We start from the raw sequence: 26,145 nt of genomic DNA, 5'->3' as shown, positions 1-26,145 counted from the left end.
GCGGCCTTTTATTGTTTTCCGTGTGGTTTACTCTCTGCCATACCAGAAGATGACATTTCCATAAATAATCCGGCTTCACTCATTTGATCAAGTTGATCAACACCAAGATAAGTCATCCCTGAGCGAATACCACCTGTAAGTTCATTGATAATATTCTCAACTGGCCCTTTACAAGGAATCATTGTATCAACACCTTCTGCGGCCATACCTTTAGGAAGCTCCCCACGCCAAGAAACTTGAGCGGCCTTTGAAGCCATTCCACGATATTCTTTCATTCCACCTTTAACTTCTCCTGGAGTTTCTAATGCTCCTGAGAGAAGTGATCCGGCCATACATGAATTAGCTCCAGCACATAATGCTTTTACCATGTCTCCAGAGTTCTTAAGTCCACCATCTGCGATAACAGGGATCCCTGCTCTCTGTGCCTCTGCAACACACATTGCAACAGCTGTTAATTGTGGAACGCCATGACCTGTAATGATACGTGTTGTACACATACTTCCAGGACCGATACCAACTTTAACAGCATCAGCACCTTTATCAATCATACGCTTTACACCATCTGGTGTTGCAACATTACCTGCAATAACATCAATTGATGGATAATTTTTCTTAATATACTCGAGAACTTCCATCATCATAATTGAATCACCATGAGCGATATCAACAGTTAGAATTTCTACTCCTAATTCAGCAAGTAGGTCTGCTCTCTTTTTTCCCTCATCCTTAACACCAACAGAAGCTGCGATTGGAAGAGAGATAGAATGTTCTTTGAAATATTTTTGAATTGCTTTTACATCTTCAACTTGTTGCTCTGGAGACATGAAACGATGAAGAATACCAACGCCACCTAGACGTCCCATCTCCATTGCCATCTCTGGTCCAGTAACTGTATCCATATTTGCAGCAATAATTGGAATATCAATTGAATGGTTCTTAGTAATTTTTGTTTTTAAATTCGTGTGTCTGCGAGAAGAAATCTCTGAATACCTAGGAATTAATAAAACGTCATCAAAAGTTAAACCTTTTCCACGACTTAAAATACCATTTGCTTTGAATGTTAAATCCATACTCTCCCCTAAAATAACAATCCCGTGTGTGTAATTTCAACGTCATAATATCATTGTCGAAAAGACACACACAAGGGAATTTTAGGTTTTATCTGAAAGTATAAAGACGATAACGTGATGAAATAAAAGCTAAAAACTCATCGTCATAGCTCATGTGACCAAATACGGCCGAGTAGGCAGAACCTAAGTCAAACTCTTGTTTGATCATTCCATTAGAGTCGATGAAAAAAGCAGTTTTACCAACTGTTGTGACAACAACACCACCCTTCCAAGGAGCGAGAGACGACACTGCTTCATCTGAAAGCTTCACTCTCTTATATTCTTGAAATTGTTTATCAATATAAATGAGTTCACCATTAACGCTACCAAAGACCATATTTTGGCCGTTACCAATTTCTAGGCCAGCGCGGTTTGTACGGAAGTTCAATTTTTTAAAAAGAACACCAGACTTCGGCACGATCACTTCGGTACGATCATCAACTGAGCCAACAAGGATCTTTTCATTAAAAATGACAGGTCGCATATCAACATCAACAAATTTCTGCCCAGGGCTTAGCCTTCTTTCCCAAAGTACTTGACCTTCTTCAAGAGAGAAGCAGACAAAGTATCCATCAGCAAAGCCTGCGTATAAGCGTCCATCAAGTATTAATGGTGTTGAAGCGCGTTGCACTGTTGAATAGTATGGAACAGATCTCTTGTACGACCAAATAACGCGACCAGTATAAACATCAATACTAAATAATTTATGATTTCGAGTATGAATGAATAATCGGCCATTTGCTGTAACAGGAGTTGAATCGATTCCACCATCTAGGTCAAACTCATAAGCGAGCTCGCCCTTATTGAGGTCTCTTGCATAAACACGTCCAGTATCATCACCAAAGATCAATAGATTTTCAAAAATAATTGGAGCACTTGTCATTTGCCCTTTAATCTTGTGCGTCCAAATTAGGCGGCCATTTTCAACATTATAAGCATTAAAATTACCACGGCCATCAGCAGCATAGAGAATTCCATCAGCAATTAGTGGTGAAGATAATGAAATCGGAAGATTTCCAGACTCGTAACTTGGCTCTAGATTCTTAGTCCAAGTAAGAGTTAGAGGGTCCACCTCAAGCTTCTTGCCTTCTAACTTACTTGTTACTTTTTTTATGCTTGAACAAGAGGCAAGCAAAGTGGCCATTGCTATGACCACTAAAATATTACGATATAACTTCATAAATTCCGCTTATTTGATTGTATTTAAGTGATATTTAGCTAACGACTTATATACATTTTCAGTTGTTAGAGTAAGGACTCTTTCAAAGTGTCCTTTGGCCGAAGCAGTGTCACCTTTTGCAAGGTAGCTACGCCCAAGTTCAAGCTCAATTCGACCCATTGATAGTGCACGATCATTACTTTTAAGTTCTTTAAGTGTCGCAATTGCTCCATCGTAGTCTTTTAAATCTTGCTGTATCACTGCCTTTCGAACATTGATAAAATATGATTGTAATGAATTAGATGCGCTTATTAGACTAATAATTTCAAAAGCTTCTTGATTTTGACCTTTATTCGTTAAGTGATCTACGGCCAATAAAGTTGTTGAAATAGCAGCAGAGCTATCACCAAACTCACCAAGAATAGTTTTTAGCTCAGAAACCATTGCGGCAGAGTCGATCTCACCTTTTTTAAACTTCTCTAAACTTCCAGTTTCAAAGCTATAAAGAGTTTGGGCAGCTTTCTCATTTTGTTGGTTTTTAACATATGAAAAAATACCGTAACCTGCAGTCGCACCGATAATAAGTAAGATTAATCCAATAACCAATGCCTTATTCTTAGCGATAAAAGCACCAAGCTCAGTTGAATTTAATTCAGAATTTAGGCCTTCATTTGGCGCTACTTGTGTTGTCATCCATTACCCTCTAGTTAAAAATTTTTATCATTTTAATAAATAACATTGAAAGTTGTCAAAAATACATGAGTATTGTTAGAATTAAATTAATTAATTTCATAAAGGATTATTACGCACCATGAAAAGGATTTCATTTTTAATAATTACCTTATTTATTTCACTTAACTCTTTTGCCATTGAAAGAGTAGGAAGATTAGGAGTTGGTTTTTCAAATACTATCTCTGACTCTATCCCTTCTCTGTCAATTAAGGTCCAAAGAAGCTCGACATTCTCATATGCAGCAATTTTTGGAGTAAACACTGCTGACGACGGTGGATGGCACGGAGGAATTCGACTTTACCGTAATATCTTTGATGAACCGTATCTCACATTTTATACGGTTGGCGCCGCGACATTGATCAACCAAAAAGTACCTGGCCAAGATAGCGAATCAGGATTTCAAGGCGATGTAGGACTTGGAGCAGAGTTTTCTCTACAAGGAATTGACAGCCTAGGCTTTAGCGTTGAATTTGGCGTACGCTTCAAAAATCTGGATGACTTTGAAGTTACGACAATGGGTGAAAACTTCTTAAATGCAGGTATTCACTTTTATCTTTAAATTGGAATTATTGAATGCATATATCTAAATACATGGCCTTCATTCTTGTCTTCATATTTGCAATTGTGTCTCCACAATTTACAAAGGCACAAGATGGGATGATCGGTGCAGATGATGACTTAAATATCGGTGGCGATATTTTCTCAGATTTTAATGAAGACCTACAAGAACAACAAATCTATGAAGATGAACGTTACTACAAATACGGACGCTTCTTTTCATTCTCAATGGGTATTGGTTACACAACTTGGGATGGCAATCGTGGAAAGATGTATGAGGATCTACCTCCTACTTTCAACCTAACAGTTCAATACTTCTCAGACTTTCAATCGGCATGGAATATTGGTTTTGCATATTCTAAGCACAATATAAGTTTAACAAAGCCGACTCAAGGAATCAGTAGTGCAGCATCAATCGATATTTCAATGCTTCGCATGTACTTTGGATACCGTTACTATATCGACACTTCAAACCTTGGTACGGCCATAACTTACTCAAATCCTTATATAACGGCGAGATTTGAATATTGGTATGAACAAGAAAAGATTGAAACTGTAGGTGAAAAAAAAGAAGACAGCTTTGGAGGCGCAGGTGTTGCACTAGGTGGCGGACTTGAATTTCCAATAAAAATAAAAGAATCATATGTGAATATTGAAGCACTTCTTCACACTGTAGCTCTACAAGATGTGCGTACGATAAAATACGCATCTAAGGATGGAGGGCCTGGTGTGCCTGATTTATCAGGATTTGCTTACTCTCTAACAGTTAATTATGTTTGGAATTGGTAGAGCAATAAAGAAGAAACAATAATCACAGAGAGCTATAGCTCGATGATGATTGCAAAGCGCAAACTTAATTTGCATAAAATAAAAGGATGTATTTATGAATCGTTTAAACTCAGATTTAGGTTGGTTATGGCTTAGAATCACAGTTGGACTAGCGATGCTACTTGGGCATGGTTGGGGAAAACTTGCAGGCTTTAGTACTCTAATGACAAAATTCCCAGATCCAATTGGACTTGGTTCACCTTTTGCACTTTCTGCAACAGTATTTGCAGAAGTGTTTTGCCAGATTTTTATTATCATCGGATTTAAAACGAGATGGTTTGCTGCAATTTCAGCAATTACTATGCTTGTAGCGGCTTTTGTCGTTCACGCAAGCGATCCATTCTCTGGAAAAGAAAAGGCCATAATGTATGCAATTATATACATCGGACTCTTTTTCTCTAATGGTGGTAAATATTCAGTTAAAGCATAATCTTAAGCTCCCACAAGGGAGCTTTTTTTTTCATTAAATACTAAGATCATATTATGAAAAAAATTGATTCAAGAGAACTTTTACAAAAGCTTCCACCTTTCACAAAAGAATCAAATAAGTACAGTTTTGGTCACGTTGTAATTATCGGTGGGAATGTCGGTTATGCAGGAGCAGTCAAACTCTGTGCCGAAGCAGCTCTACGTTCAGGATCAGGCTTAGTTACTGTCCTTACAAGGCAAGAGAATGTTTCTTCAATTGTTTCAACAAGAGCTGAGCTAATGGTGCGAGGTTTTGACACACAAACTTCTGGAATCAATCAGGCCAGACCAATCTTAGAAAAAGCAGATGCTATCGTTATTGGCCCTGGCCTTGGAAGAGACGAATGGGCAAATCATATATGTTCATTGATTGAAGATTTCACGGCACCAAAAGTTTTAGATGCTGACGCTCTTTGGAACCTATGTCAAAGAAGTGAAAAGCAAAGATATCAAAATGCAATAATCACCCCTCATTTTGGCGAAGCCGCACGTCTTCTAAATTGCACGAGTGAAGAAATTAGAAAAGATAGAAAAGAAGCAGCTAAAAACCTTCTACAAATAAGTGAATGCGTTGTCTTAAAAGGAGACCATTCTCTTATCGCAAATGATCAAGATATCTATGAAAACGATACAGGAAATTCCATCTTAGCAATGGCCGGGACAGGAGATATTCTAGCAGGAATTATCGGTAGTTTCCTAGGACAAGGCCTGAGCTTAACTGAAGCAGCTTGTCTTGGTACTTGGGTACATGGCAAGGCCAGTGACTTATTAAGAGAAAATACAAGAGGAATACGAGGAAGTATAGCCTCTGACCTCTTTGCTTATATTCAAGAGGTCATTGGCTAATATCTATTTTATTTTGAAACTTTTTTCATACGCTTTTGAAGATCTGTACCTGTTCTAAAGATCAGGTGAATCGGCGTATTATCAAGCGGGAAGGCCCCTCTTAAACCGTTTTTAAGGTAGCGTCGGTAGTTTTCAGGAATTCCACGTGACTTATTTGTGTAAAATAAGAACGTTGGTGGATTCGCTTTAATTTGAGAAGCGTATTTAACACGGAATCTCTTACCACGAGAACCTTTAAGGATAATAGGATGTCTTTCAATAAGCTCAAATACGAAACGGTTAAGCGCACCTGTTGCAATATTTTGTCTTCTAATGAAAATCGTTTTCGTAAGAATCTTCTTAAGACGCTTAAGACCTCTTTTATGCTTTGCTGAGATTGGAATAATATCGCAATAATTAAGCCATGGAAGTTTATCGCGAATATCAAGAAGCCATTCTTTACGTGATTCTTGATCTCTAAACTTATCACCCATCAGATCAACTTTATTTAGACAAACAATAACAGAAGCACCTTTTTCAATAGCGATATCAAGAAGACGCTTATCTTGGTGTGAAACACCCTTTGTTGCATCAATCATATAGATACAAATATCACTATCAGCAATACTTCTTAGTGAGCGATAAACTGATTGTGACTCAACAAAGTCATCAATTTTCTTTTGCTTTCTAATTCCTGCAGTGTCTACGATGTGAATTGAGCGCCAGAAACTTCCTTCAGAAACTTCTTGCTCATCATCTACTAATTCTTGCTCGACTTCTTCACCAGTAGCTTCTTCACCGAAAACTTGTGCTTCCATACGATTAGCAGATGTTTCATCCAGCTGCTCATCCTGCTCGAGCATTACATCCTCAAGACCTTCAAGCTCATAGCTATCAGTATCTAACTCTTCTTCAACATCATAAGATGAAACAAGTTCGTTATAGAGATCAGGATTATTCTTTTTAAAGTCTTCGTATTGAGACTGAAGAAGATTATCATTTTTAAAATGCTCTTTTGCTTGATCAAGCTTTCTAGCATCATCTCCAAGGTAGATATCAAAGTATCCATCAATTGGATCAACTGTAGTTCCAGCAATATCAGAAACTAGAGCACGTTCACTTCCAAGAAGTTGATTTAGTAGAGTTGATTTACCAGCATTAGGTGCACCAATTAGTGCAAGTTTTGCCACAACATTCTCACGTGGAGTTACACCTTTTTGAAGAGCTGTAATATTCATAACATCAGCAGAGTCATCAAAACGCATCATCTCCTCATGAATATTCTCACGCAATGTCTCCATTCCCCTACCGTGAGCGGCAGAAGTAACAAACATTTCGTCATCATTTACACCAAGTTCATAGAAGCTATACTCATCTCCACTTTGAGACTCAGAATCATACTTGTTAACAACAAGCCACATCTTCTTCTTTTGCTTTCTAATATAATTAGCAATGGTCTTATCAAAAGGAAGAACACCTTCTCTTACATCGACAACAAAGAGAACAAGATCAGATTCTTCAATCGCTTGATGAGCATGATCTGTCATAATATTGAAGAACTTATTAGCATTAACTTCTTGATCATTCTTTCCACTCTCATCAACTTGAGTTGGATAGAACCCACCAGTATCAACAAGAATCGCATCTAATGGACGGTCTTCATCTTTATCATTAAAAGATGTAATTCCATAGTGGCGATCACGTGTTACACCTGGCATATCGTGAGTAATGGCCTTATGTTGTTTTTTCATTAGGCGGTTAAAGATGGAACTTTTCCCAACGTTTGGCCTACCAATTAATGAAATAATCATTGAACGCTTTTGCATTTCAAAATCCTATTTAAGTTTATTATTTATAATTATTTTTGTTTCCATACACGGGCAGAGTTAATTGCACGTGGAAGTCCTAGTTCTTCTAGAACAAAGTTATTCTTAAACCACTTTGGTGATACTTTCACGTGTAGGTTTAAGTGAACCTTACCATCAGTCATTGCTGCAATCTTCTTACGAGCACGTGTTCCAATTTCTTTGATCATCGAGCCTTTAGAACCAACAACGATAGCTCGCTGCGATGGACGATTAACAAGAATTGAAGCTGAGATGTGAGAAGTAAAAGCGCCTGTCTTATCTTTAAAATCTTTATATTCATCAATAATGACGGCCATCTCATACGGTAGCTCATCCTTTAAAAGGTCAAATGCCTGCTCACGAATATACTCAGTAGCAAAGAATCTTTGGTTCTTATTCGAGATAGCACCATCAAGGTATAAGTGTGAACCTGGCTGTGCATTATCACAAAGAGCTGCTGTTAAAAGGTGTACATTATCTCCGGACTTAGTTGAGATAACAAAGTACTGCTCAAGAGCTGGAATAACTTCTTTTGCTTGTTCAAATACCTTATCTAGTGGCATATCTTCTGCATTTTCAACACGATCTGACTTTGTGAAAACAAGCCATGTTTTTGATAACTCTTTCTCTTTTCCACCAATGAAATCTTTGAAGGCCTTGATTTGCTCAAGAATATCTTTTGTTAGGTCAATTAGAAGTAAGTTAACATCAACACCATCAACACCTTCAACGGCCTGTTGATTAATACGCTTATTAAGCTCCTGGCTTGAAGTGTGTAGACCTGGAGTATCAACTAGAACAACTTCAGTATGATCAACTGTGAAAACTGCGTGAAACTTATTACGTGTTGTTTGTGGTTTACTCGTTACAATTGAAAGGTCCATTCCTAGTAAGTAATTTACAAGTGAACTCTTTCCTACATTTGGTGCACCAACGATTGCTGCCATAATGGATTTGTTGTCTGGGTGTTGATCAGTCAATAACATAATTTTCTCCGTTGTCCTTATTTAATTTTGTCTAATAGATTATTTTCTAAACATTCTTTTGCGATTTCTTTTGTTCCTATTTTTTTACTATTGGAGATTAATTTCGATATTAACTCTCCATTTATATAAAGTTCGATTTCAAACTCTTGACCTTTATTTAAGGCCTTTGTGCGGTACTCAGGTAGACATTTAAATCGTGCCAATGTCTCCTCTTGTAATTTTGTCTTTGGATCAAAATCCACAAGTTTTTGAGCATTAAAGAAGATCTCTCCACTTTCCTTTTCATAAGTCGCAATGACCTGGTCGAGATAAGAGTTTGCTTTATCATTTCCTTGATCAATGGCAATGGCCCCAAGAATTGATTCAAAAAGATCACAACGAATCCCTTTATTTACTTCTTGGTCTAATTCACCTTTTCCAACGATTAGAAATTGAGAGAGTCCTAAAAAGTCAGTTAATGAGCTTAGGCTATCTTCATTTACAAGTGCACTTCTTAATTTTGAAAGTTGTCCTTCATTCATATCTTCAAAATTTAAAAAGAGGTTCTTTGTCACATATGAGCCAAGAACAGAGTCGCCATAGAACTCTAGGCGCTCATAACTTTTAAACTCTAGTTTGGCCTCATGAACATATGAACTATGAGTAAAGGCCCTCATGACTAGAGAGTTGTCATTAAATTTTAGGTCGAATTTATCTAAGAAAATTGATTGAATATTGGATTGATCAAAAAATAGATCTGTGACTTCATGCTTAGACACGCCATTACCAGCACCTAATTGCTTAAAATCAGCAATAGTTAGCCTATAAAATGCGTGTGCAAATGTAGGACTCTTCCCTTGTGGGTTGAGTGAGGTCGTCTCAAGCATGTAATCACCTAATATTAAATTGTTAAACGATTTATAATGCTTCTGCCCATCATTTGCAAGTGCAAGATTACTACTTGTGAAAGAATAACAGGTTCGTTAAAATCTCTTACAGTAATATACGTAGTTATAAGTCCTTAGGGTGGTTTATGGAACTAACAGAAGTCAATAAAAAGAAATTAGATAAGTGGCAAGATGCATTTTTCAAGAAAATAGCGGCCAAGGGCCGTTCAAATAATACCCTGAAAAACTATCGCACTGACCTTGCTTGCTTTAATCAATACGTAACAGAACATAAGAAACAAACGGATATTGAAAAGTATTCAATTCCAGAGATTCAAGAATACGGAAAGTACTTAGAAGAAAAATATAAGTCAGATAATTCACGAAGACGCCGTGTCCAGGCACTTAGAATATTCTTTGATCACCTAGTAGAAGAAGGTGTCTTTAACGTCAATCCAGTACGAAAAATACCAACTTCTCCAAAATTCCTAGATATACCAAGGCCAGCTTCGTTTTCACATATTAAAAGTCTTTGGCACACATTACTCAATGATCAAAGAAATGCACAAAGTGATCTTGAAAAACTTAAGGCCAAGAGAAATGGAATCATCTTTGCAACCGTTTATCTAGGAGGCCTTAAGGTCTCAGAACTATCTAAAATAAAAGTTGCAAGCTTCTCATTTCGCGATGAAATCAAGGCCATTATTACACATGAAAAAAGAGACCCCTATACCGTCACATTTCCAAGTATCTTTGGCCGTATTTTCTATGAATATGTTGAGCTATTAGAGAAGGTTAAAAAGGCCCAAGGTGTCTCTTTTGATCACTTACTTTTTAATGCTAATGCTCATAAGATTCTATCAGGTGGGCTATCTGCACGTGGGATGGAGCTACTCTTTGAAGACTGGCGCTCTAGACTTATGATTGAAATAACACCAAAGACTTTAAGACAGGCCTGTGTCTTTACTTGGCTCCACGACGGGGTTAATGACACAACCATAAAGGAATGGCTTGGTGTCTCGCCAGCATACTCTTTAAAACTTTATAAAGAGCATATGGACTCACATTTCTATAATCAACAATTTATTGAATTGGCACTTAATGAAGATAAATTGATTTAAGGCTGCTTAATTGGAACTGGCCTATCATAAACAGGAAGGCCGGTATCCTTATCGAGGTGCCAACGATCTGTATAAAGCTCATCTTTTTCAATACGATAGAAGTCGAGATCTTTATCTAATTTATCCAAACTATAGATTAGCTGTGATTGTAGTCTGACCTGATCGTTCTTCTTAGAAAGAAGTAAATTTAAGGCCTCATCTTTTTTTCGTTGTAACTCAAGAATCTGCTTATCGTATTCTGCAGCGACCTCAACTTGTTTCTGTGAAAAGCCCCAGACAAATTTATTCACTTCATTTAATTGGAATGTGAAATCTCTTTTTTTCGCCAACAATGTTAAACGGTAACGAGAAGCTTCCTTAATTCTCAATGCTAGCTTATCACTTTCAAAAACAAGAATTGTTCCTCGTCTTAAAGTCGAGTTTTGCCCCCAACAATTCTCAAGGTCTTTTGCGTAGATTGTAATATACATATCTTCACTATTTCTGACGTGGCCCTTGCACTTATCTTCATCCATACGTCGCGCCACATTGAAGTAAACAATATCAGAAGGCTTCAAGAACTTAACATTCTTTGATTCGACTTGAATTTTAAACACAGTACTTGATGGGTCCTTATCTGTAACTCGGCCAGAGAACTTTGAATAATCAATGCTAGGATCGTAGAAAGTATCATAACCATGATCCTTGATATAATTATCGTAGGCATCATAATCATTTTTGATATCTTTATTTCTAACCTCATCTCTTTTAATAATAAAGCCATCACTATTTGCAACAGAGACCAGCGTTATTAAGCTCAATGAAATGAATAGAAAAAATCTTCTCATACGTTCATTATAACGCAAATCTAAGCAGACAATAGGGGGAGAAAACTTGTCCATTACCTGTGCTCATGATAAATTTTTAGAAAATTTATTAGGAGAATAGAATGCAATTTTTTATCGATACAGGTGATATTGAAGAAATCAAAGAAGCAGTAAAATGGGGCCTAATTGACGGAGTTACGACTAACCCATCAATTATTGCCAAAACTGGGCGTACTCAAGAAGAAGTAATCAAAGACATTTGCGAAATCGTTGATGGACCAATTTCAGCAGAAGTTATTGCAACAGATACTGAAGGGATGATCAAAGAAGGTAGTGAACTTGCAAAGATTCACGAGAATGTCGTTATTAAACTTCCACTGACAGAAGCTGGAATCGCTGCTTGTAAGTGGTTTAGTGACAATGATATTAAAACGAACGTAACACTTTGTTTCAGCTCAAACCAAGCATTACTAGCAGCAAAAAATGGTGCTACTTACATCTCTCCATTCATCGGCCGTCTCGATGATATCGGTGCAGATGGTATGACTCTTATTCAAGAGATCCGTCATATGTATGATGTTTACGGTTTTGATACAGAAGTTCTAGCAGCATCTGTACGTCACGCAGACCATGTAAAGCACTGCTCGATGGTAGGTGCAGACGTTGCAACGATGCCATATAAAGTAATCAAGTCACTTTTTAACCACCCTTTAACAGATAAAGGACTGGCACAATTTTTGGCCGATTATGAGAAGTCGCAAAAATAATACCAATTAGGCGATTTATTAACTAATTCAATAATATCTATATAATAACGGGGGCTTACAGTCCCCGTTTCTTTATTTTTTCTAAATTTAAAATCTTAAATACCGATATCGTATAAAATGGTGCAAAGCACGTCATAGTCGAGCTTTAAGCTCAACTTTGTACCTGTAAATGTATTTTCAAGGTATTTTTGGGATGAAAATTAATAGAACCATATTATCAGTTTTGGTGATTCTGCTGACTCTATCGTGTGTCGAAGAGCCAGAGAAAGTTTCTATTACGGCCCTGCCTTTAAAATGGCGTGAAAGTGCACTTCCTTTAACAGTAAAAGTTCATGCAGATTTTAGCAGTTTAAATGCAATTGATGGATCATCAGATGATCTTCCATTAGCGGCCGCTGATGATGGCCTCTATGATGATTACGATTTAATGCAGGAGATGCAAAAGGCATGGAATGATGCTGATGATGCAAGAGAATACTTTGTTCTTGACCACGGCCAAGCCGCTGGAGCAGACCCATATACTGACCTAGATGACTATTACGATGGAGAAATCGGAATTTATGTAACAGAGAATTGGTTTTCAAGTATTGGTTATGGTGTTTTGGCAATCACTTCATATTTTGCAGAACAACGAACAGATCACTTAAGAATGGTTCATGGTGATATTATTGTAAATTTCCGTGATTATTATTTCTCATTTGATAAGGCCAGAACTCAGGAGTCAACGACTTACTACGACCTTCCTTCTGTCATCTTACATGAACTAGGCCACCTCTTAGGACTTAAACATACAACCTCATCAACAGTTCAATCAATCATGTACCCACAACTTGGTTCAACAGAAGTTAAGAGAACTCTTGGTTACTATGACTCCCTATCAATTTCAAATCTATACGACACAAATACTCAAGCACTTAAGACGGCCCAAGCATTCAGTTCAGCTAGCGTAGACGAATCAATGAAGAACGCTGACGATGGCCAAGAAAAACCGAAGATTATCCACGGCTATATCGAATTAAGGGCCGACGGACATTGTCGCCATTTTCAAGATGGAAGCCTAATACACGATCATAAAGTCTTTTAATTTTTAACAAATTTTAAGAATGCACCATTTTGCTCTCTAAAAAAAATCCATAACTTATGGCCTAATAGTAGTATGGGCAACAATTACGAAAACATTTATCAAAGTCAAATTGATGAAGAAACTTTGAAGGATAATTCAAAGCTTCTACTTTGCCCAGAATGTGATGAAATCTATCTATTTGAAATGATCAATAAGCGACAAAGGGCAAAATGCCATCGCTGTGGAGAAATTCTTTATAATGGAGACAGCACCATAACGATGGTGAAAGTCTTAACGATTTCAGGACTACTACTTTTTTATCCAGCAATCTTCCTACCAGTATTGAAAATAAAGATGGCCGGAGCAAACCTTGAAACTTCAACTTACGAATCGATATTTGCTTTTACAACTAAAGCGTATTGGCCAATAGCAATTAGTGTTGTTCTCTTTGCAATCTTAATTCCCCTCTTTCGCCTCGTTGCATACTTAACTGTTGTCTTTAAAAACCAATTTATCAATCATCACCTTGGAAGAACTTTCATCAGATTTCTAAGGGCCTCACACGAATGGTCTATGATTGATGTCTATTTTATGGGAATCATTGTAACGGTTGCTAAAATGGTTGATCGTTCTGAAGTAGAGCTCACTATTGGGACACTAAGCCTTATCCTATTAATGGTTAATAATATCTTACTACAATCAGTTACTCACTATGATGAGTTATGGAAGAAGCTATATGAGAGGAATTGATCATCAAAAGGCCCTTTGTCCAAAGTGCTATAAAGTAAATTCAATACTCACCTGCCAGCGCTGTGGAACTCCCATCAAACTTCGAAACTATGAAGGTATCTCACGCTGTAAAGCCTATTTAATTGCAGCAATTGCATTATATATCCCTGCTAATATCCTACCAATTATGACGGTTTTAAAATTCAACCATGGTATCCCTCGTACAATTGTTGGAGGTGTCGTCAATCTGATCAATCTGAAAATGTATCCCATTGCCATGATTGTTTTTGCAGCTAGTATAATTGTTCCAATATTTAAAATAGTTTCACTTTGGTATATCATAGATAATATAAACACCTTAAATGAAAAGAAAAAACTAATGCTCACAAGACTTTATCGAGTCGTACATGTTGTCGGTAAATGGTCCATGTTAGATATTTTCGTTATTGCCCTATTAGTTATTCTCGTCAAGGTTGAGTTTATATCAGAGATAAGAGCTGAGCCTGCAGTCTTATATTTCACTGCAGTTGTTATATTGACCATTCTAGCGTCAAATGAAGTCGACACTAGGTTAATCTGGGATGATAAGGAAAAGTATGAGTAATGCCACGCCTAAAGTAGAAAACAAAAGAGGAATTAATCCTATATGGTTCTTTCCTGTTGCTGCTGTATCGATTGGACTTTGGCTTTTATATACTAGCATTATGGCCCGTGGCTCATATATCACTATAAACTTTAGAAATGCGGATGGTATCACGCCAGGAAAGACCACTGTTATCTACAAAGGTACGATTGTCGGTAGAGTAAAAGATACTGAATTAAATAAGGACCTCTCAAGTGTTGCCGTCCATATTGAGATGTCTCCACAAATGAAAAACTATCTATCTAAAGATACAAAGTTTTGGCTTGTAAGTCCGACAGTAAATCTATCTGGTATCTCAGGGCTAAGTACCATTATAAGTGGAAAATTTATCAATATGTTTCCAGTGAAGGGAAAGGCCGTAAAAGTATTCAACGCTTTTGAAGAGCCACCAAGAGGTCTAAGAAAAGACGGCCTTTATGTAAAACTTCACAGTAAAAAACTAGACTCAGTTTCAATTGGCTCACCTATTTATTTTAATAAGGTACAAGTTGGAGAGGTTACAAATTTTGATCTCGATATGGATGGCAATGGTGTTGAAGTTACGATCTTTATTGAAGAAAATTATCGCAACCTACTTCTAACAACGTCGCGTTTTTACAATGTTAGCGGCTTTGAATTAGATGCTTCTCTAGCAGGAGTAAAGGTTCAATCAGACTCACTTATTTCAATCATCAAAGGCGGAATTGCATTTGTTAATCATGAATCAGAAGAGAATAAGAATAATCAGAAAGTAACAACTAACTTTGAAAAGAAATATACTCTCTACCCTAGCTATGCTCATACTGTCCCAGGAAAAAAAATAAAAGTAATATTTCCTCTAGGAAGTGCAGTAGCAAAAGAGAAGACTCCAATTAAGTTTAGAAATATTAATATCGGAGTTGTTACAGGTTCAGAAGTTGATCGCAATAAGGCCCAGCTCTTAGTAGAAGCGACGATAAAGAAAGAATTTGAGAATATTATTGTTAAAGGTGCGAAGTTTTGGGAAGTTAAACCAAAAATCTCTCTTAAAGGAATTGATAATCTTGATGCAATAACTGGCAACTATATCGCAGTTGATATCAGTCGTTATAATTTTAAGAAATCAAAGCCTGCAGGAACCTTTACAGCTCTTGCCCAAGCTCCATTAAAAGAAGTTCACAATAAATACGGGACCCATTTAAACCTATTTAGTTCAAGAAGAAATTCACTAGCAAAAGGCCAGGGAGTTTACTATAGAGGCGTTCAAGTAGGTGTTATAACAGATGTTAGACTTAATACACGAGCAAAGAATGTTATAACAGAAATCTTTATCAACTCTCCTTATCACAAGCTGGTAAAGGAAGAAACAAAGTTTTGGAATACAAGTGGTGTCGATGTAGAGTTTGGCCTATTTTCAGGTGCAAAAATAAGTACCCAATCAATTGAAAGTATTCTTTCTGGTGGAGTCGAATTTGCAACCCCAGAGAAGTTTTCAATGCGCAAGAAACAATATTTTCAAGTTCATAAGAAAGCGCAGGAAGAATGGCTAGAATGGACACCAATAATTAATTTATAATAAAAAAGGCCTCGTATGAGGCCTTGATATTTTTTATGCTTTTATTAAGCAGCTTTCTTTTCATTTCCTTCAAGAGAATCAAGAACCTCTTGAGAATAAATTAACTTCTTACGTAATGCCTCACGAGAAATTCCCATCTCCTTAGCAGCTTTTGATTTATTACCGAAATTACGCTTAATCTCCTCTAAAATCATTTGTCTCTCAACAAGAGCTAAACGCTCTTTTAGAGGAAGTGTGAAGTCTGTCACATGATCAATTTGACCAAATTGCTTTTGCTTCATTGAAATATCAACTAGAGGTGCAACACCATCATTAATTTCAATATCAGATATGATATGAGATTTTGGATGATAAAGAACAGCTCTTTCGACACATTTCTTTAGCTCATAAACATTTCCTGGCCAATCATATTGTTTGATTTGATCCATTACTTTTTTAGAGAAGCTCTTTAATAGAAGTCCTTGTCTTTTACATTCAACTTTTAAGAAATATTCAACAAGCATTTCAATATCTTCTTCACGACGACGAAGTGGATCTAAATTAATCTGGGCCTGTGAGATATATTCAAACAGATCACGATAGAACTTTCCTTCATCTGTCATTATGGCAAGATCTTTAATTGATGTGGCCATAATACGACAATCAAAACTTACGATTCCACCTTCTAGGCCTTTCTTTTCGATAAGTTCAAATAGTCTTTCTTGCCACTCAAACGACAAGTGCTCAATATGGCTTAGAACAACAGTTCCACCTTGAGTGCTAGTAAAAACACATTCTTCTTCATTAGGGCCAAAAAGCATTGCTTCAAGCCTATTGAGATCTTTTAGCTTACAATCAACTGTTGTAATATCATGTAGCCCACGCTTACCTTCATAGTGAAGAACAGTGGCAAAAAGATTTTTACCAACTCCTTTTTCACCAGTGATCAGGACAGGACTATCTAAGTCTTTAAGTTTTGAAATAGAGTTTCTCATTGATTTTACACCTGGCGTGTTACCAATGATTGCAAATTGACGATCATAAGGCGCTGAGAAGCGGCGAATTTTAGAAGTCGTCGAAATTGGATTAAAACTATGAAATACTGAAGAGAAAACAAGAGCAAGAACTTTCATCGTCTTTTCATCTTCTATAGTAAATCGATCTTCATTTCTTTTATTGATAACTTCAATTACACCAATTATCTTATCTTCACGATTATGAATCGGATAACAAATAATTGATTTCGTTTCAAATCCATTCTTTTCATCAAATGCGTTATTAAAACGAGAGTCATCACTTTCAGTACAAATATTTAAGGCCACACCTGTTGTAAAAACAGACCCAGCAATACCAAGACGATAATCAAACTTTAATCCTGTCTTATCCAAACCTAGAGCAGCAACTGCTTCTAATTCATTTGTATCTGGATTAATTAAAAAGATAGAAGAACGTTGAGCATTTAGGATACGAATAACCTCTTCAAGCATTGTATCGAGGAATCCTTCTTTATCTCCAAAATGTGTAATATCTTTAAATAATGAAAGAAGTAGAGAAAACATTTCAAACCCTTCATTAGGGTCTGTATATCGCTCCTTAAGTGCTGACTGAATAAGGCAGTCTTTTAATCTTTCTGAAGAGAAACTCATAATGTAACTTTCAAGGAATTTATTAATTCCTTTTTCAACATCAAGTTCAACTCCATATATAATTTCTTCGTCTTCTAAAACATTTGAAAATGCACGAACAACTCGACCAGTTAGATCAAGGTGACGTTTTTTAAATTGTAGAGAAACTTCCAACTCAGTTCCAACAGAGATTCTTTCATGTGTTTTAAAACCGAATCCTGTAACTGAAATGTCCACAAGCTTTGCATCATCGATATAAGAAAGCCTCCCCATGTCGTCTTCTTTTTGTATCAAAAACCTTAGATTATCGGCTTCCTCAACAGGAATACGAAACGATTGAAAAAACTTAAATTCTGAAAAACTAGCGAGCATGTTAATCCCCTCATTAAACTATACTGTGAACATATCGGTAAATTTGCTTTAAACTTTAGGTAAATGCCCACAAAAATTGGCTATAATTTCTATACGTTACATGAAAATCAACTCCTTACGACTTGCCTAGACTTAAGCTTTTGCGTATGATGATGCTTAAAAAAAGATCGTAATTTTAAACACTTGCAAGAGTGACAGGAAGAGTAAATGATTTTTGAAGGTTCTGAAAAGAAGGCCGAAATAATTGTTGGGCCTAACTTAAATCTATTGGATATCTCAGACGACTTTTGGTCTCAATTAGTCGAAAAAGCACAAGCAACAATTTTATCCACTATTAATAATGAAAATATAAAAGCATTTCTCTTATCAGAATCCTCGCTTTTTGTTTGGAAAGATCGCATGCTGATAATCACATGTGGACAAACAACCTTAATCAAGGCCATCGACTTCTTCACAGATCGCTTTGGTAAAGATGTAATCAAACAATTAATTTTTCAAAGAAAGAATGAGTACTTCTCTCATATGCAACACTCAACTTTTGCAGATGATGTGAAGCTATTAGAAAATAAATTTTCAGGACAAGCACTACGCTTTGGAAATATAGATGATCATCATAACTTCATCTATTTTCTCGATCAAGAATATGCACCAAGTGCAGATGATCACACTCATGAGTTACTTATGTATGAAATCTCATGTAAAGCGAGAGAAATTCTAACTAATGAGAGTGTGACAAAAGATGAAATTCGCCAACTTTTAAAACTTGATAAGATCTTACCTGGTTTTGAATTGGATGATTTCGTATTTAATCCATACGGCTACTCTCTAAATGCCATCAAAGATGATAATTATTTCACATGTCATATTACACCTCAGGAAGAGTGCCCATATATTAGTTTTGAGACTGATATCAATATGAAAGAAATTGCAGATGTTCTAATCGAAGCAATGGAGCCAATTTCATATGACTTTATCGAGTTCTGTCCAAATCAAGATGGAAGCTGTGGATTAAATCTTAAGAAAGAAGATTATATAGCTAAAACCCAAGTTGAAAGCTATCTAAAATGTGGCTACATAATGTACTTTTCACACTTTTATAAAGTACGCCCAAATCGCCTAAAGCCTTATAAATTACTTTAAATGAATAGGAGTTACCATGCATAGCAATCTATGGATCGAAGAAAGATATAAAGATTTTTACGGAATGAGATACAAAGTTGAAAATGTTCTCTACTCTAAGAAGACTGAATTTCAAACTGTAGACGTTGTTGAAACGAAAGGACATGGAAAGATGCTTCTTAACGACGGCCTAGTTATGGTAACAGAAAGAGATGAAATCGCTTATCACGATATGATTGCTCACGTTCCATTATTTGTTCATCCAAATCCAAAGAATGTTCTTGTTATTGGTGGTGGTGACGGTGGTACAGCTCGTGAAGTTCTACGTCACTCTTCAGTTGAAAAGTGTACGATGGTAGAAATCGATGGTGCTGTTTGCGAAGCTTGTATGGAATTCATTCCACAAACGGCCGAAGTTTTAAAAGGTCATCCTAAATTAGATCTTATCATCGGTGACGGTGTTAAATTTGTTCAAGAAACGACTGAGAAATTTGATGTTATTATCATCGACTCAACAGATCCAATCGGGCCTGCTGCTCCACTATTTGGACCAGAGTTCTACACAAATGTAAATAAGTGCCTTGCTGATAACGGTATCGTTGTCTCTCAAGGAGAATCTCCTTGGTTTGAAGCAGAGATTCAAAAGAGCATGCTTGGTGTTTTAAATGATATTTTTAAGAATACATTTATCTATAATTTCTCTAACCTAACTTATCCAGGTGGGCTTTGGTCATTTACATTTGCAACTAAAGGCGACATACACCCAATCAATGATTTTAGAAAAGAAGCTGTGGCAGCAAGTGGCCTAGAGTTTTCTTATTATAATGAGGGGCTTCATCAAGCTGCATTCTATCTTCCTACTTTTATGAAGAAGAATCTTGAAGGACTAATACAAAATCCATAATAAGGAATCGTCATGCAATACTGGCTCTTTAAAAGTGAACCTGATGCTTTCTCAATTGATGACCTTGCCAAAAGGCCCAAGCAAACTGAATCTTGGGATGGGGTAAGAAATTATCAAGCACGAAACTTCATGCGCGATGAAATCAAGATGGGAGATAAGGTCTTTTTTTATCACTCAAGTTGTAAAGAGCCAGCGATTGTTGGAATAGCAGAAGTTGTAAAAGAGTCACATCCTGACAAAACTCAATTTGATAAAAATTCAAAATACTATGACCCTAAGGCAACAAAAGAAGAACCGCGATGGTTTCTCGTTGATATAAAGTTTGAAGAAAAGTTTGAAAAACAACTCAGCTTAAAAGAGATGAAAGCTGATAAACGATATGATGAGATGCCACTTGTAAAGAAAGGCTCTCGCCTATCTATAATGCCTATCCCTAAAAAGATTGCCACATTAATTTTAAAAGATGTAAAAAACTAGACCTTGAAGAAACTCACGTCCAAAACTTGTATAACTCAAAAACAGAGTTGCAAAGCTTAAGATTAGGCCAATTGTAAAGAAGCTTAAAATTACGATTCCCGTTCGTCCAAGCAATGATTTAATTGGCTGCTTATAATAGAGAGAAAGATGTGAGAGATCATTATGGCCGTGGGTACCACCAAACTGATGAACCTTTGCTCCACCACCTTCTTGATTACCAAAGTCTTCTGCTGCCATAAATTCCCCAATACCCTCTTAACTTTATTAAAGCTAAATAGAGTATCGGTAGAATTTAAGTAAAAATTAAATTTGAGTATTTTGGCGGTTTATTGAATTAGTGAAGCTGTTTCAACTAATGGGTCCTGAGAGCTTGAAACAAGGCCCGTAGAGGCTTTAGTATCTGTAATTACAGAGCTTTCCTCACTATCAGCATCAATATTTGAATCATCGAGATCATCTTCAGCAATAACGACAGAGTCAACAAGAATCTCTCTAACAAGATCTAATTTATCACAAGAAATTTCATTCACACTATCTAGCTGTTCTTTCAAGTCCATCAACTGAGAGCTTAGATCTTGCTTGGCCTCTAATTCTAAATTAAATTGCTCTAAGCAACTAGTTAGACGATCTGTTAGATCCTGTTGTCCAGATCTTACTTCTTGTTCGAGGTTAGAAAGAAGCCCAATGGTATTATTGAAGAACTTGGCCAAGTTACGACTTAGCCCTTCAAGCTCGACACTACTTTGAGTTAATTCGCTATCATTACTAAGTGAAGCTTGTACATCAACTCTAAAACTTAAAGTCTTAAGCTGAAAAATAAGATCTTTCATATCTTTAAACTCATTCATAAATGTATCAAAGAGTTCATGAAATTTAATCTCATCCTGTTCTTGAGTCTGCTCACTATCTTTCTTATGCTTTAAGCTATCAGACATTTCTTTTTCAAAATCAATAAGCTCTCTGCGAGCATCAATTAAAGAATTAACAACAGTATCTAGCGACTTGCTAGTATCTTCAACGAGAAGTAATTGATCGTTAATATCATCGCTTGCTGCAATAACTTCTAGATCATCTGCTTCCATTTTTTCAATATCAGACTTTAGACGATTTGAATCTTCGATTTCTTGAGAAAGCTTAATTTGAAGCGAATGCTTACTTTCTTTTAATTCTGAAAGTTCTTCATTGATTCGCTCTAGCTCTAAACTGAGTAACTCTTTATCATTGTGGATTCTTACTTTTGCATAATACTCTTTGATCATTGGGATAATTGCCAAGATAGCAAAAGCAATGGCAGAGGCCATAAAAATTAAGTTCAGAAGGTTTCTATTTAAGAACCAGTTATATATTAACGCTCCATGCGTAAGCAAGGCCAATGCACAGATAATTAAGTAATTTGTTTTTGATTTTGGATTTGTATTCTTTCCAGAAGCTGATTTAGTGGCCTCTTTTAATTTTTGATCAAACTTTAATGACATGTTATCGATCCCTGATAAACTCTTTTAACTTCAATGTTAATATAATTATTAGACACTAAAGTAAGTAAGTCAATTATCAGGGACCAATATTTTTACGAAAGGTAGGTATAACTCTTTAAGCAGCTCTCATAGAAATCAACTAATGACACACCGTCACGAGGTCTAATTGTTCCCCTAGCGACTTGTTTATCAATTGATCTTTTAACCTTAAACGCCATATATTCTGGATTATACTGCATCGTCGATAAAACATTACGTGCAGAAGAGCCTGGAACGGTCTCTTCAATGTAGAAGCCTTTAGGGTCATGCTTATCAGCGTATACATGTACTTCATTCACGCGGCCAAAAAGATTATGCATATCACCCATTACATCCTGATAAGCACCAGTTAGAAAAATACCAATATTATATTGCTCCCCTTCTTTTAACTCGTGTACAGAAAGTGTTTTCTTAAAGCCTTCATCTGGGTCATAAAAGCGGTCGATCTTCCCATCACTATCACAGGTAATATCAGCAAGAGTTGAACGCTTTGTTGGCCTTTCATTTAATCTTGTTAATGGAACAACAGGTAAGACTTGTTCAATTGCCCAGCTATCGCATGCAGATTGAAAAACAGAAAAATTACAAAGATACTGGCCACTTAAGCTATTTTCAAGTTCTGCAATTTGTTCGGTTTGAAAATCTTCATCAGGAACAAGATTATTGATCTGCTTAAGAATTTGTAAGTGAAGTGTCTCGATCTTTGCACGCTCTTCTAATTCTAAAATACCAAGTTTGAAAGCATGGATTGAATCAGACTTAATCTTTACAGAGTCATTATAAGCTTCTTGCCAATTTTTACTTTTATCAAGGAGCTCTTTTACTTGTCTCATCTCAGTAACAAGATGATGCTCTCCTGTCTTCTTCTTCGTTGAGAATTCAATCTTAGTATTATCAATTTCACCTATAATATTTGTAATGACACAACTGTGATGTGCCGTCATAGCACGGCCACTTTCAGTAATAATATGTGGGTGCTCAACATTTTCAAGATCACAAACTGTTTTAAGGCCGTAGACGATATCTGTTATATAATCACTAATAGAATAATTTATAGACGAATCATTCGTTGAATTTGTTCCATCGTAATCAACACCGAGTCCACCTCCAACATCAAAATACTCCAGAGGTGCACCAATTTTTTGCATCTTACAATAGATACGAGAGCCTTCTTCAATGGCCTCTTTAATCGAGCGAATATCTGTGATTTGAGATCCAATATGGAAGTGAAATAATTTAAGTGCACCTAATTTCTTATGCTTTTTTAAATATTCAATTGCTAGAATAATTTCAGATGTCGTTAGACCAAACTTGGCCTTTTCTCCACCACTTGACTCCCACTTACCACGACCTTTAACAGTCATTCTTCCACGTATTCCAATATTTGGAATAACACCATATTCTTTTGAGAGCTCTACAAGCATCTTAAGTTCAGAAAATTTTTCAATAACAACAAAGATCTTACGCCCAATCTTAGTTCCTAAAATAGCAAGTCTTAAATAATCACGATCTTTATAACCATTAAGAACAGTTAGTGAATCGATATTTGTATTATATGCTAGAGCAGATAAGAGCTCAGGCTTTGACCCAGCTTCAAGCCCATAATTATATCGTGAACCTGCATCAACAATTTCTTCAACAACTTCTCTCATTTGGTTAACCTTAACAGGATAAACCCCAAAGAACTTTCCACCGTAATCTTCTTCATCAATAACTTTTTGAAAAGTACGATTGAGAAGCTTTACTTGAGAGCGAAGAATATCATGGAATCGAATAACAAGAGGAAGGCTTAGGCCTTGCTCTTTAGCATCCTCGATTACATCATCAATGAGAATTCCTACATCTTTTTTTGGATTAGGTGTTGCCTTAAGCTTTCCACTTTCATCTATTTTAAAATAACCATTACTCCACTTACTAACATTGTAGAGTCGGTCTGAATCATCAATTGTCCAAGTACCATTTGTCATTTTATGGCCCCTTTTGTTTTCGAAGTTAGAAGAAGAATTAATTCCCTAACAACTTTTGCTGCAAATACAGAACTATTTCCTGTTAAATCAATTTCAGGAGAAAGCTCAACCACATCACATCCAACAATATTCTTCTCTGTTAGAATCTTAACAAAACTAATAAATGAATGAAAATCTTCACCACCTGGCTCTGGAGTACCTGTTCCAGGAAAGAAGCTTGGATCAAAGTAGTCGAGATCCAAAGTTAAGTATATTGGCCTATTAGAGTCGATTTTAGATACTCTCTCAAGAAATTCCTTGCGAGACTTAGCAATCGATCCAGAACTATTCATATATTCATATTCCTCTTTTGTTCCAGAGCGAATACCGTATTGAATTAGCTCATGCCCTTCTTTGAAGTGATCAAGACTTCTTTTAATGATTGAAGCATGTGAATAATGATAGCCTAAGTAACCATCTCTTAGATCCGCATGGGCATCTAAATGTATGAGAACGAGATCATCAAAATCATTCAGATATTTTTTAATCGGAGCATATGAGATGGAATGCTCACCACCTAAAGTCATAAGTTTGATATCATGTTCTTTAAAGTTAATTTGACTAAAGTTATCCTCGAAACATTTCGTGGCCTCTTGCCAACTGGCCTCAGTTTGATCTTTTACTGGCAAATTTCCAAGATCATAGAAAGTATAATCTTCAGTTGTTAAGTCAAGATATGGTGAATATGTTTCTATACCATCAGAGACTTCTCTTAGGGCATCAGGCCCAAGGCGAGTTCCCTTTCGAAAACAAGCGGTACCATCAAAGCCAAAACCGATGAGAGAAACAGATGAGTCTCTAAGTTCATCAGTAGCAATTGACATATCATATGGAGTTTCAGGCGCGATTGGCCCTTTTAGTTTTAACATTGCACTTCTCCAAAAAGTCTAATCTAACTTTTCTTTATTCCTATTAGCGGCAAACTCTCGACGAGTCATGGGTGCATGAAAGAGAGCGAAATCGATTGATTCACGAAACATCTTCCAATATTTCTTATGGTTACGATTATCACTTGAAGGCAGCTCAAGTGTATAAGTTGGTATCTTCCTTTCATTCCCAGCATAGTTGCCTAGGCTCCCAGGAAAGAAGGGATAATTTTTAACACGATAGCCATTTGCTTTCTCACTCATAACATTTAATAACTCTTCTGCTTTTAGGGCCAGGCCATCTTCATCATGAACATGATTACTTACAACTGGGCCATCATAGTCGAGAATCGTAAGAGGAGCATGTACAGTAATAATCTTATCTGGGTTATACCTAGCAATGATATTTACTTGAAAGATCGTTTCTTGTTCTGAATTTGCACGAACTCCAGGATAGCGTCTCTTCGCTGCTCGGTAGCGTGTCTTCCAAAGCTTTAAGGCTTTCTTATCCCAATCTTTCGTTGGGAAGTTGCGATTTGGATCGATTCCACGAGCATTCGTTCTCGTAGGTCTTCTTTTGAAAAAAGAATCTGGTGAAACAATTGGTGCCACTGCTACTAAGTTATTTTTAAGTTTCTTCTGCCCTTCAACAGTAGCGACTTCATGATAGAGGTGATGTAAAATATCAAAGCAGAATTTAATTGGTGTAATCTCATCCCCATGTACACCACAAAAAACGAGAGTCATATTCTTTGGCTCGATACGGTGTTCAACTTCATCACCAAAAACAGTCCACATTATTGGCTGACCTAGGTGGCTATTTCTTACGTGAATCCACTTATAAGAATCACAATGAGATTTACCCCAACCATACTTACGAAATTTCTCATCTATTTTATTACAATAGTCTGAAACGGCCTTCGTATTTTCAACTTTAACAAATTCATTCTTATGAGAATGATCTGTAAATTTTGAATCATCTAAAATATCTTTGCTCTTATCAGTCTTCTTAGTCTTTGGAGGCCCGACTTTCTTTCGCGCAACCTTTAACTCCTCTTTCTTCTCATTAGAGATTTCAAGCATCTCAACACCTGAGCAACTAATAAGTGTTAAAGTTAAGGAAAGAAAAAGAGAGATTTTACTTACTAAATTCATAATCACCAAAAGGGCATATTGTTAAAGTGTTATAATATCATATAATTAACAAATATTATCAATATTTTATCGAGTCAAAAGACTATT

26 protein-coding genes are annotated in these 26,145 nt (G+C 36.4%); 13 read left to right on the top strand and 13 right to left on the bottom strand.

Going from position 1 to position 26,145, the window contains the following annotated elements:
- Window positions 1-8: 8 nt before the first annotated feature.
- From ACMAZI_RS07715 to ACMAZI_RS07705, 3 genes are all read right to left on the bottom strand, one after another.
- Complete coding sequence (locus tag ACMAZI_RS07715; RefSeq protein WP_115363011.1) at window positions 9-1,070, bottom strand: guanosine monophosphate reductase; 1,062 nt, start codon at window positions 1,068-1,070, stop codon at window positions 9-11.
- An 88-nt stretch (window positions 1,071-1,158) separates the two neighbouring features.
- A complete protein-coding gene (locus tag ACMAZI_RS07710; RefSeq protein ID WP_412473438.1) occupies window positions 1,159-2,289 on the bottom strand; it encodes a PQQ-binding-like beta-propeller repeat protein in 1,131 nt (376 codons plus the stop codon).
- A 9-nt stretch (window positions 2,290-2,298) separates the two neighbouring features.
- On the bottom strand, window positions 2,299-2,961 hold the full coding sequence (locus tag ACMAZI_RS07705; RefSeq protein WP_115363015.1) for a tetratricopeptide repeat protein: 663 nt from the start codon (window positions 2,959-2,961) through the stop codon (window positions 2,299-2,301).
- A 118-nt stretch (window positions 2,962-3,079) separates the two neighbouring features.
- On the opposite strand from ACMAZI_RS07705, the gene ACMAZI_RS07700 reads away from it, so the two are divergent.
- The 4 genes from ACMAZI_RS07700 to ACMAZI_RS07685 all read left to right on the top strand — a co-directional run bounded on the left by ACMAZI_RS07700 (window position 3,080) and on the right by ACMAZI_RS07685 (window position 5,700).
- Window positions 3,080-3,559, top strand: coding sequence for a hypothetical protein (locus ACMAZI_RS07700; protein ID WP_412473439.1), 480 nt, complete (start codon window positions 3,080-3,082; stop codon window positions 3,557-3,559).
- 32 nt (window positions 3,560-3,591) lie between these two features.
- Complete coding sequence (locus ACMAZI_RS07695; RefSeq protein WP_115363019.1) at window positions 3,592-4,347, top strand: hypothetical protein; 756 nt, start codon at window positions 3,592-3,594, stop codon at window positions 4,345-4,347.
- 94 nt (window positions 4,348-4,441) lie between these two features.
- Window positions 4,442-4,816, top strand: coding sequence for a DoxX family protein (locus ACMAZI_RS07690; RefSeq protein ID WP_115363021.1), 375 nt, complete (start codon window positions 4,442-4,444; stop codon window positions 4,814-4,816).
- A gap of 53 nt (window positions 4,817-4,869) precedes the next feature.
- On the top strand, window positions 4,870-5,700 hold the full coding sequence (locus ACMAZI_RS07685) for an NAD(P)H-hydrate dehydratase (protein WP_412473440.1): 831 nt from the start codon (window positions 4,870-4,872) through the stop codon (window positions 5,698-5,700).
- An 8-nt stretch (window positions 5,701-5,708) separates the two neighbouring features.
- Here the strand turns inward: ACMAZI_RS07685 and ACMAZI_RS07680 are convergent, their stop codons facing one another.
- From ACMAZI_RS07680 to rnc, 3 genes are read right to left on the bottom strand one after another with little or no spacing between them, the layout of a single operon-like run.
- Window positions 5,709-7,505: a GTPase gene (locus ACMAZI_RS07680; RefSeq protein ID WP_115363025.1), complete on the bottom strand. Its 1,797-nt coding sequence runs from the start codon at window positions 7,503-7,505 to the stop codon at window positions 5,709-5,711.
- A gap of 32 nt (window positions 7,506-7,537) precedes the next feature.
- Window positions 7,538-8,512 carry a GTPase Era gene (gene era, locus ACMAZI_RS07675; protein ID WP_412473441.1) on the bottom strand — a complete coding sequence of 325 codons (975 nt, stop codon included), beginning with the start codon at window positions 8,510-8,512 and terminating at the stop codon, window positions 7,538-7,540.
- A gap of 17 nt (window positions 8,513-8,529) precedes the next feature.
- Window positions 8,530-9,378, bottom strand: a complete 849-nt coding sequence (rnc, locus tag ACMAZI_RS07670; RefSeq protein ID WP_120404915.1) for a ribonuclease III — start codon at window positions 9,376-9,378, stop codon at window positions 8,530-8,532.
- A gap of 146 nt (window positions 9,379-9,524) precedes the next feature.
- On the opposite strand from rnc, the gene ACMAZI_RS07665 reads away from it, so the two are divergent.
- Entirely contained in the window at window positions 9,525-10,499 is a 975-nt protein-coding gene (locus ACMAZI_RS07665; RefSeq protein ID WP_115363030.1) for a tyrosine-type recombinase/integrase, read from the top strand.
- Here ACMAZI_RS07665 and ACMAZI_RS07660 read toward each other — a convergent pair.
- Window positions 10,496-11,326, bottom strand: a complete 831-nt coding sequence (locus ACMAZI_RS07660; protein WP_120404916.1) for a hypothetical protein — start codon at window positions 11,324-11,326, stop codon at window positions 10,496-10,498. The two genes, ACMAZI_RS07665 and ACMAZI_RS07660, sit on opposite strands and share 4 nt — an antisense overlap.
- A gap of 101 nt (window positions 11,327-11,427) precedes the next feature.
- Between ACMAZI_RS07660 and fsa the strand changes: the two genes are divergently transcribed.
- The 5 genes from fsa to ACMAZI_RS07635 all read left to right on the top strand — a co-directional run bounded on the left by fsa (window position 11,428) and on the right by ACMAZI_RS07635 (window position 16,041).
- Entirely contained in the window at window positions 11,428-12,072 is a 645-nt protein-coding gene (gene fsa, locus ACMAZI_RS07655; protein WP_115363034.1) for a fructose-6-phosphate aldolase, read from the top strand.
- Window positions 12,073-12,265: 193 nt separating this feature from the next.
- On the top strand, window positions 12,266-13,156 hold the full coding sequence (locus ACMAZI_RS07650; protein ID WP_158536901.1) for a matrixin family metalloprotease: 891 nt from the start codon (window positions 12,266-12,268) through the stop codon (window positions 13,154-13,156).
- A gap of 72 nt (window positions 13,157-13,228) precedes the next feature.
- The gene (locus ACMAZI_RS07645) at window positions 13,229-13,885 is read left to right on the top strand and encodes a paraquat-inducible protein A (RefSeq protein ID WP_115363038.1); all 657 of its coding nucleotides are present in this window, start codon (window positions 13,229-13,231) and stop codon (window positions 13,883-13,885) included.
- Window positions 13,872-14,468 (top strand): paraquat-inducible protein A, encoded by a 597-nt coding sequence (locus tag ACMAZI_RS07640; RefSeq protein ID WP_158536902.1) that lies wholly within the window; start codon window positions 13,872-13,874, stop codon window positions 14,466-14,468. The genes ACMAZI_RS07645 and ACMAZI_RS07640 overlap by 14 nt, the downstream gene beginning before the upstream one ends.
- The gene (locus ACMAZI_RS07635; protein WP_158536903.1) at window positions 14,461-16,041 is read left to right on the top strand and encodes an intermembrane transport protein PqiB; all 1,581 of its coding nucleotides are present in this window, start codon (window positions 14,461-14,463) and stop codon (window positions 16,039-16,041) included. Before ACMAZI_RS07640 ends, ACMAZI_RS07635 begins: the two co-directional genes overlap by 8 nt.
- A 44-nt stretch (window positions 16,042-16,085) precedes the next feature.
- On the opposite strand, the gene ACMAZI_RS07630 is transcribed toward ACMAZI_RS07635, so the two are convergent.
- A complete protein-coding gene (locus ACMAZI_RS07630; protein ID WP_115363043.1) occupies window positions 16,086-18,017 on the bottom strand; it encodes a sigma 54-interacting transcriptional regulator in 1,932 nt (643 codons plus the stop codon).
- A 207-nt stretch (window positions 18,018-18,224) separates the two neighbouring features.
- Between ACMAZI_RS07630 and ACMAZI_RS07625 the strand changes: the two genes are divergently transcribed.
- Genes ACMAZI_RS07625 through ACMAZI_RS07615 form a run of 3 tightly spaced genes read left to right on the top strand, consistent with a single transcriptional unit; the run spans window position 18,225 to window position 20,517 of the window.
- Entirely contained in the window at window positions 18,225-19,157 is a 933-nt protein-coding gene (locus ACMAZI_RS07625; RefSeq protein ID WP_115363045.1) for an adenosylmethionine decarboxylase, read from the top strand.
- A gap of 16 nt (window positions 19,158-19,173) precedes the next feature.
- Entirely contained in the window at window positions 19,174-20,040 is an 867-nt protein-coding gene (gene speE, locus ACMAZI_RS07620; protein WP_412473442.1) for a polyamine aminopropyltransferase, read from the top strand.
- Window positions 20,041-20,052: 12 nt separating this feature from the next.
- Entirely contained in the window at window positions 20,053-20,517 is a 465-nt protein-coding gene (locus tag ACMAZI_RS07615; protein ID WP_115363048.1) for an EVE domain-containing protein, read from the top strand.
- Here the strand turns inward: ACMAZI_RS07615 and ACMAZI_RS07610 are convergent.
- From ACMAZI_RS07610 to ACMAZI_RS07590, 5 genes are all read right to left on the bottom strand, one after another.
- Window positions 20,497-20,754, bottom strand: coding sequence for a hypothetical protein (locus ACMAZI_RS07610; RefSeq protein WP_115363050.1), 258 nt, complete (start codon window positions 20,752-20,754; stop codon window positions 20,497-20,499). The genes ACMAZI_RS07615 and ACMAZI_RS07610 overlap by 21 nt on opposite strands.
- An 89-nt stretch (window positions 20,755-20,843) precedes the next feature.
- Window positions 20,844-21,992, bottom strand: coding sequence for a hypothetical protein (locus tag ACMAZI_RS07605; RefSeq protein ID WP_412473443.1), 1,149 nt, complete (start codon window positions 21,990-21,992; stop codon window positions 20,844-20,846).
- Between the two features lie 92 nt (window positions 21,993-22,084).
- Window positions 22,085-23,998: a biosynthetic arginine decarboxylase gene (gene speA / locus ACMAZI_RS07600; protein ID WP_334678445.1), complete on the bottom strand. Its 1,914-nt coding sequence runs from the start codon at window positions 23,996-23,998 to the stop codon at window positions 22,085-22,087.
- Window positions 23,995-24,906, bottom strand: coding sequence for an agmatinase (gene speB, locus ACMAZI_RS07595; RefSeq protein WP_412473444.1), 912 nt, complete (start codon window positions 24,904-24,906; stop codon window positions 23,995-23,997). The genes speA and speB overlap by 4 nt, the downstream gene beginning before the upstream one ends.
- A gap of 18 nt (window positions 24,907-24,924) precedes the next feature.
- A complete protein-coding gene (locus tag ACMAZI_RS07590; RefSeq protein ID WP_120404923.1) occupies window positions 24,925-26,058 on the bottom strand; it encodes a M14 family zinc carboxypeptidase in 1,134 nt (377 codons plus the stop codon).
- Between the last annotated feature and the right edge of the window lie 87 nt (window positions 26,059-26,145).

The sequence above is a fragment of the Halobacteriovorax sp. YZS-3-1 genome, from assembly GCF_047084945.1.
GTDB classification, from domain to species: Bacteria; Bdellovibrionota; Bacteriovoracia; order Bacteriovoracales; family Bacteriovoracaceae; genus Halobacteriovorax_A; species Halobacteriovorax_A vibrionivorans.
The sequence above is the reverse complement of the archived record's forward strand: the minus strand, read 5'-3'. Positions and strand labels throughout refer to the sequence as shown.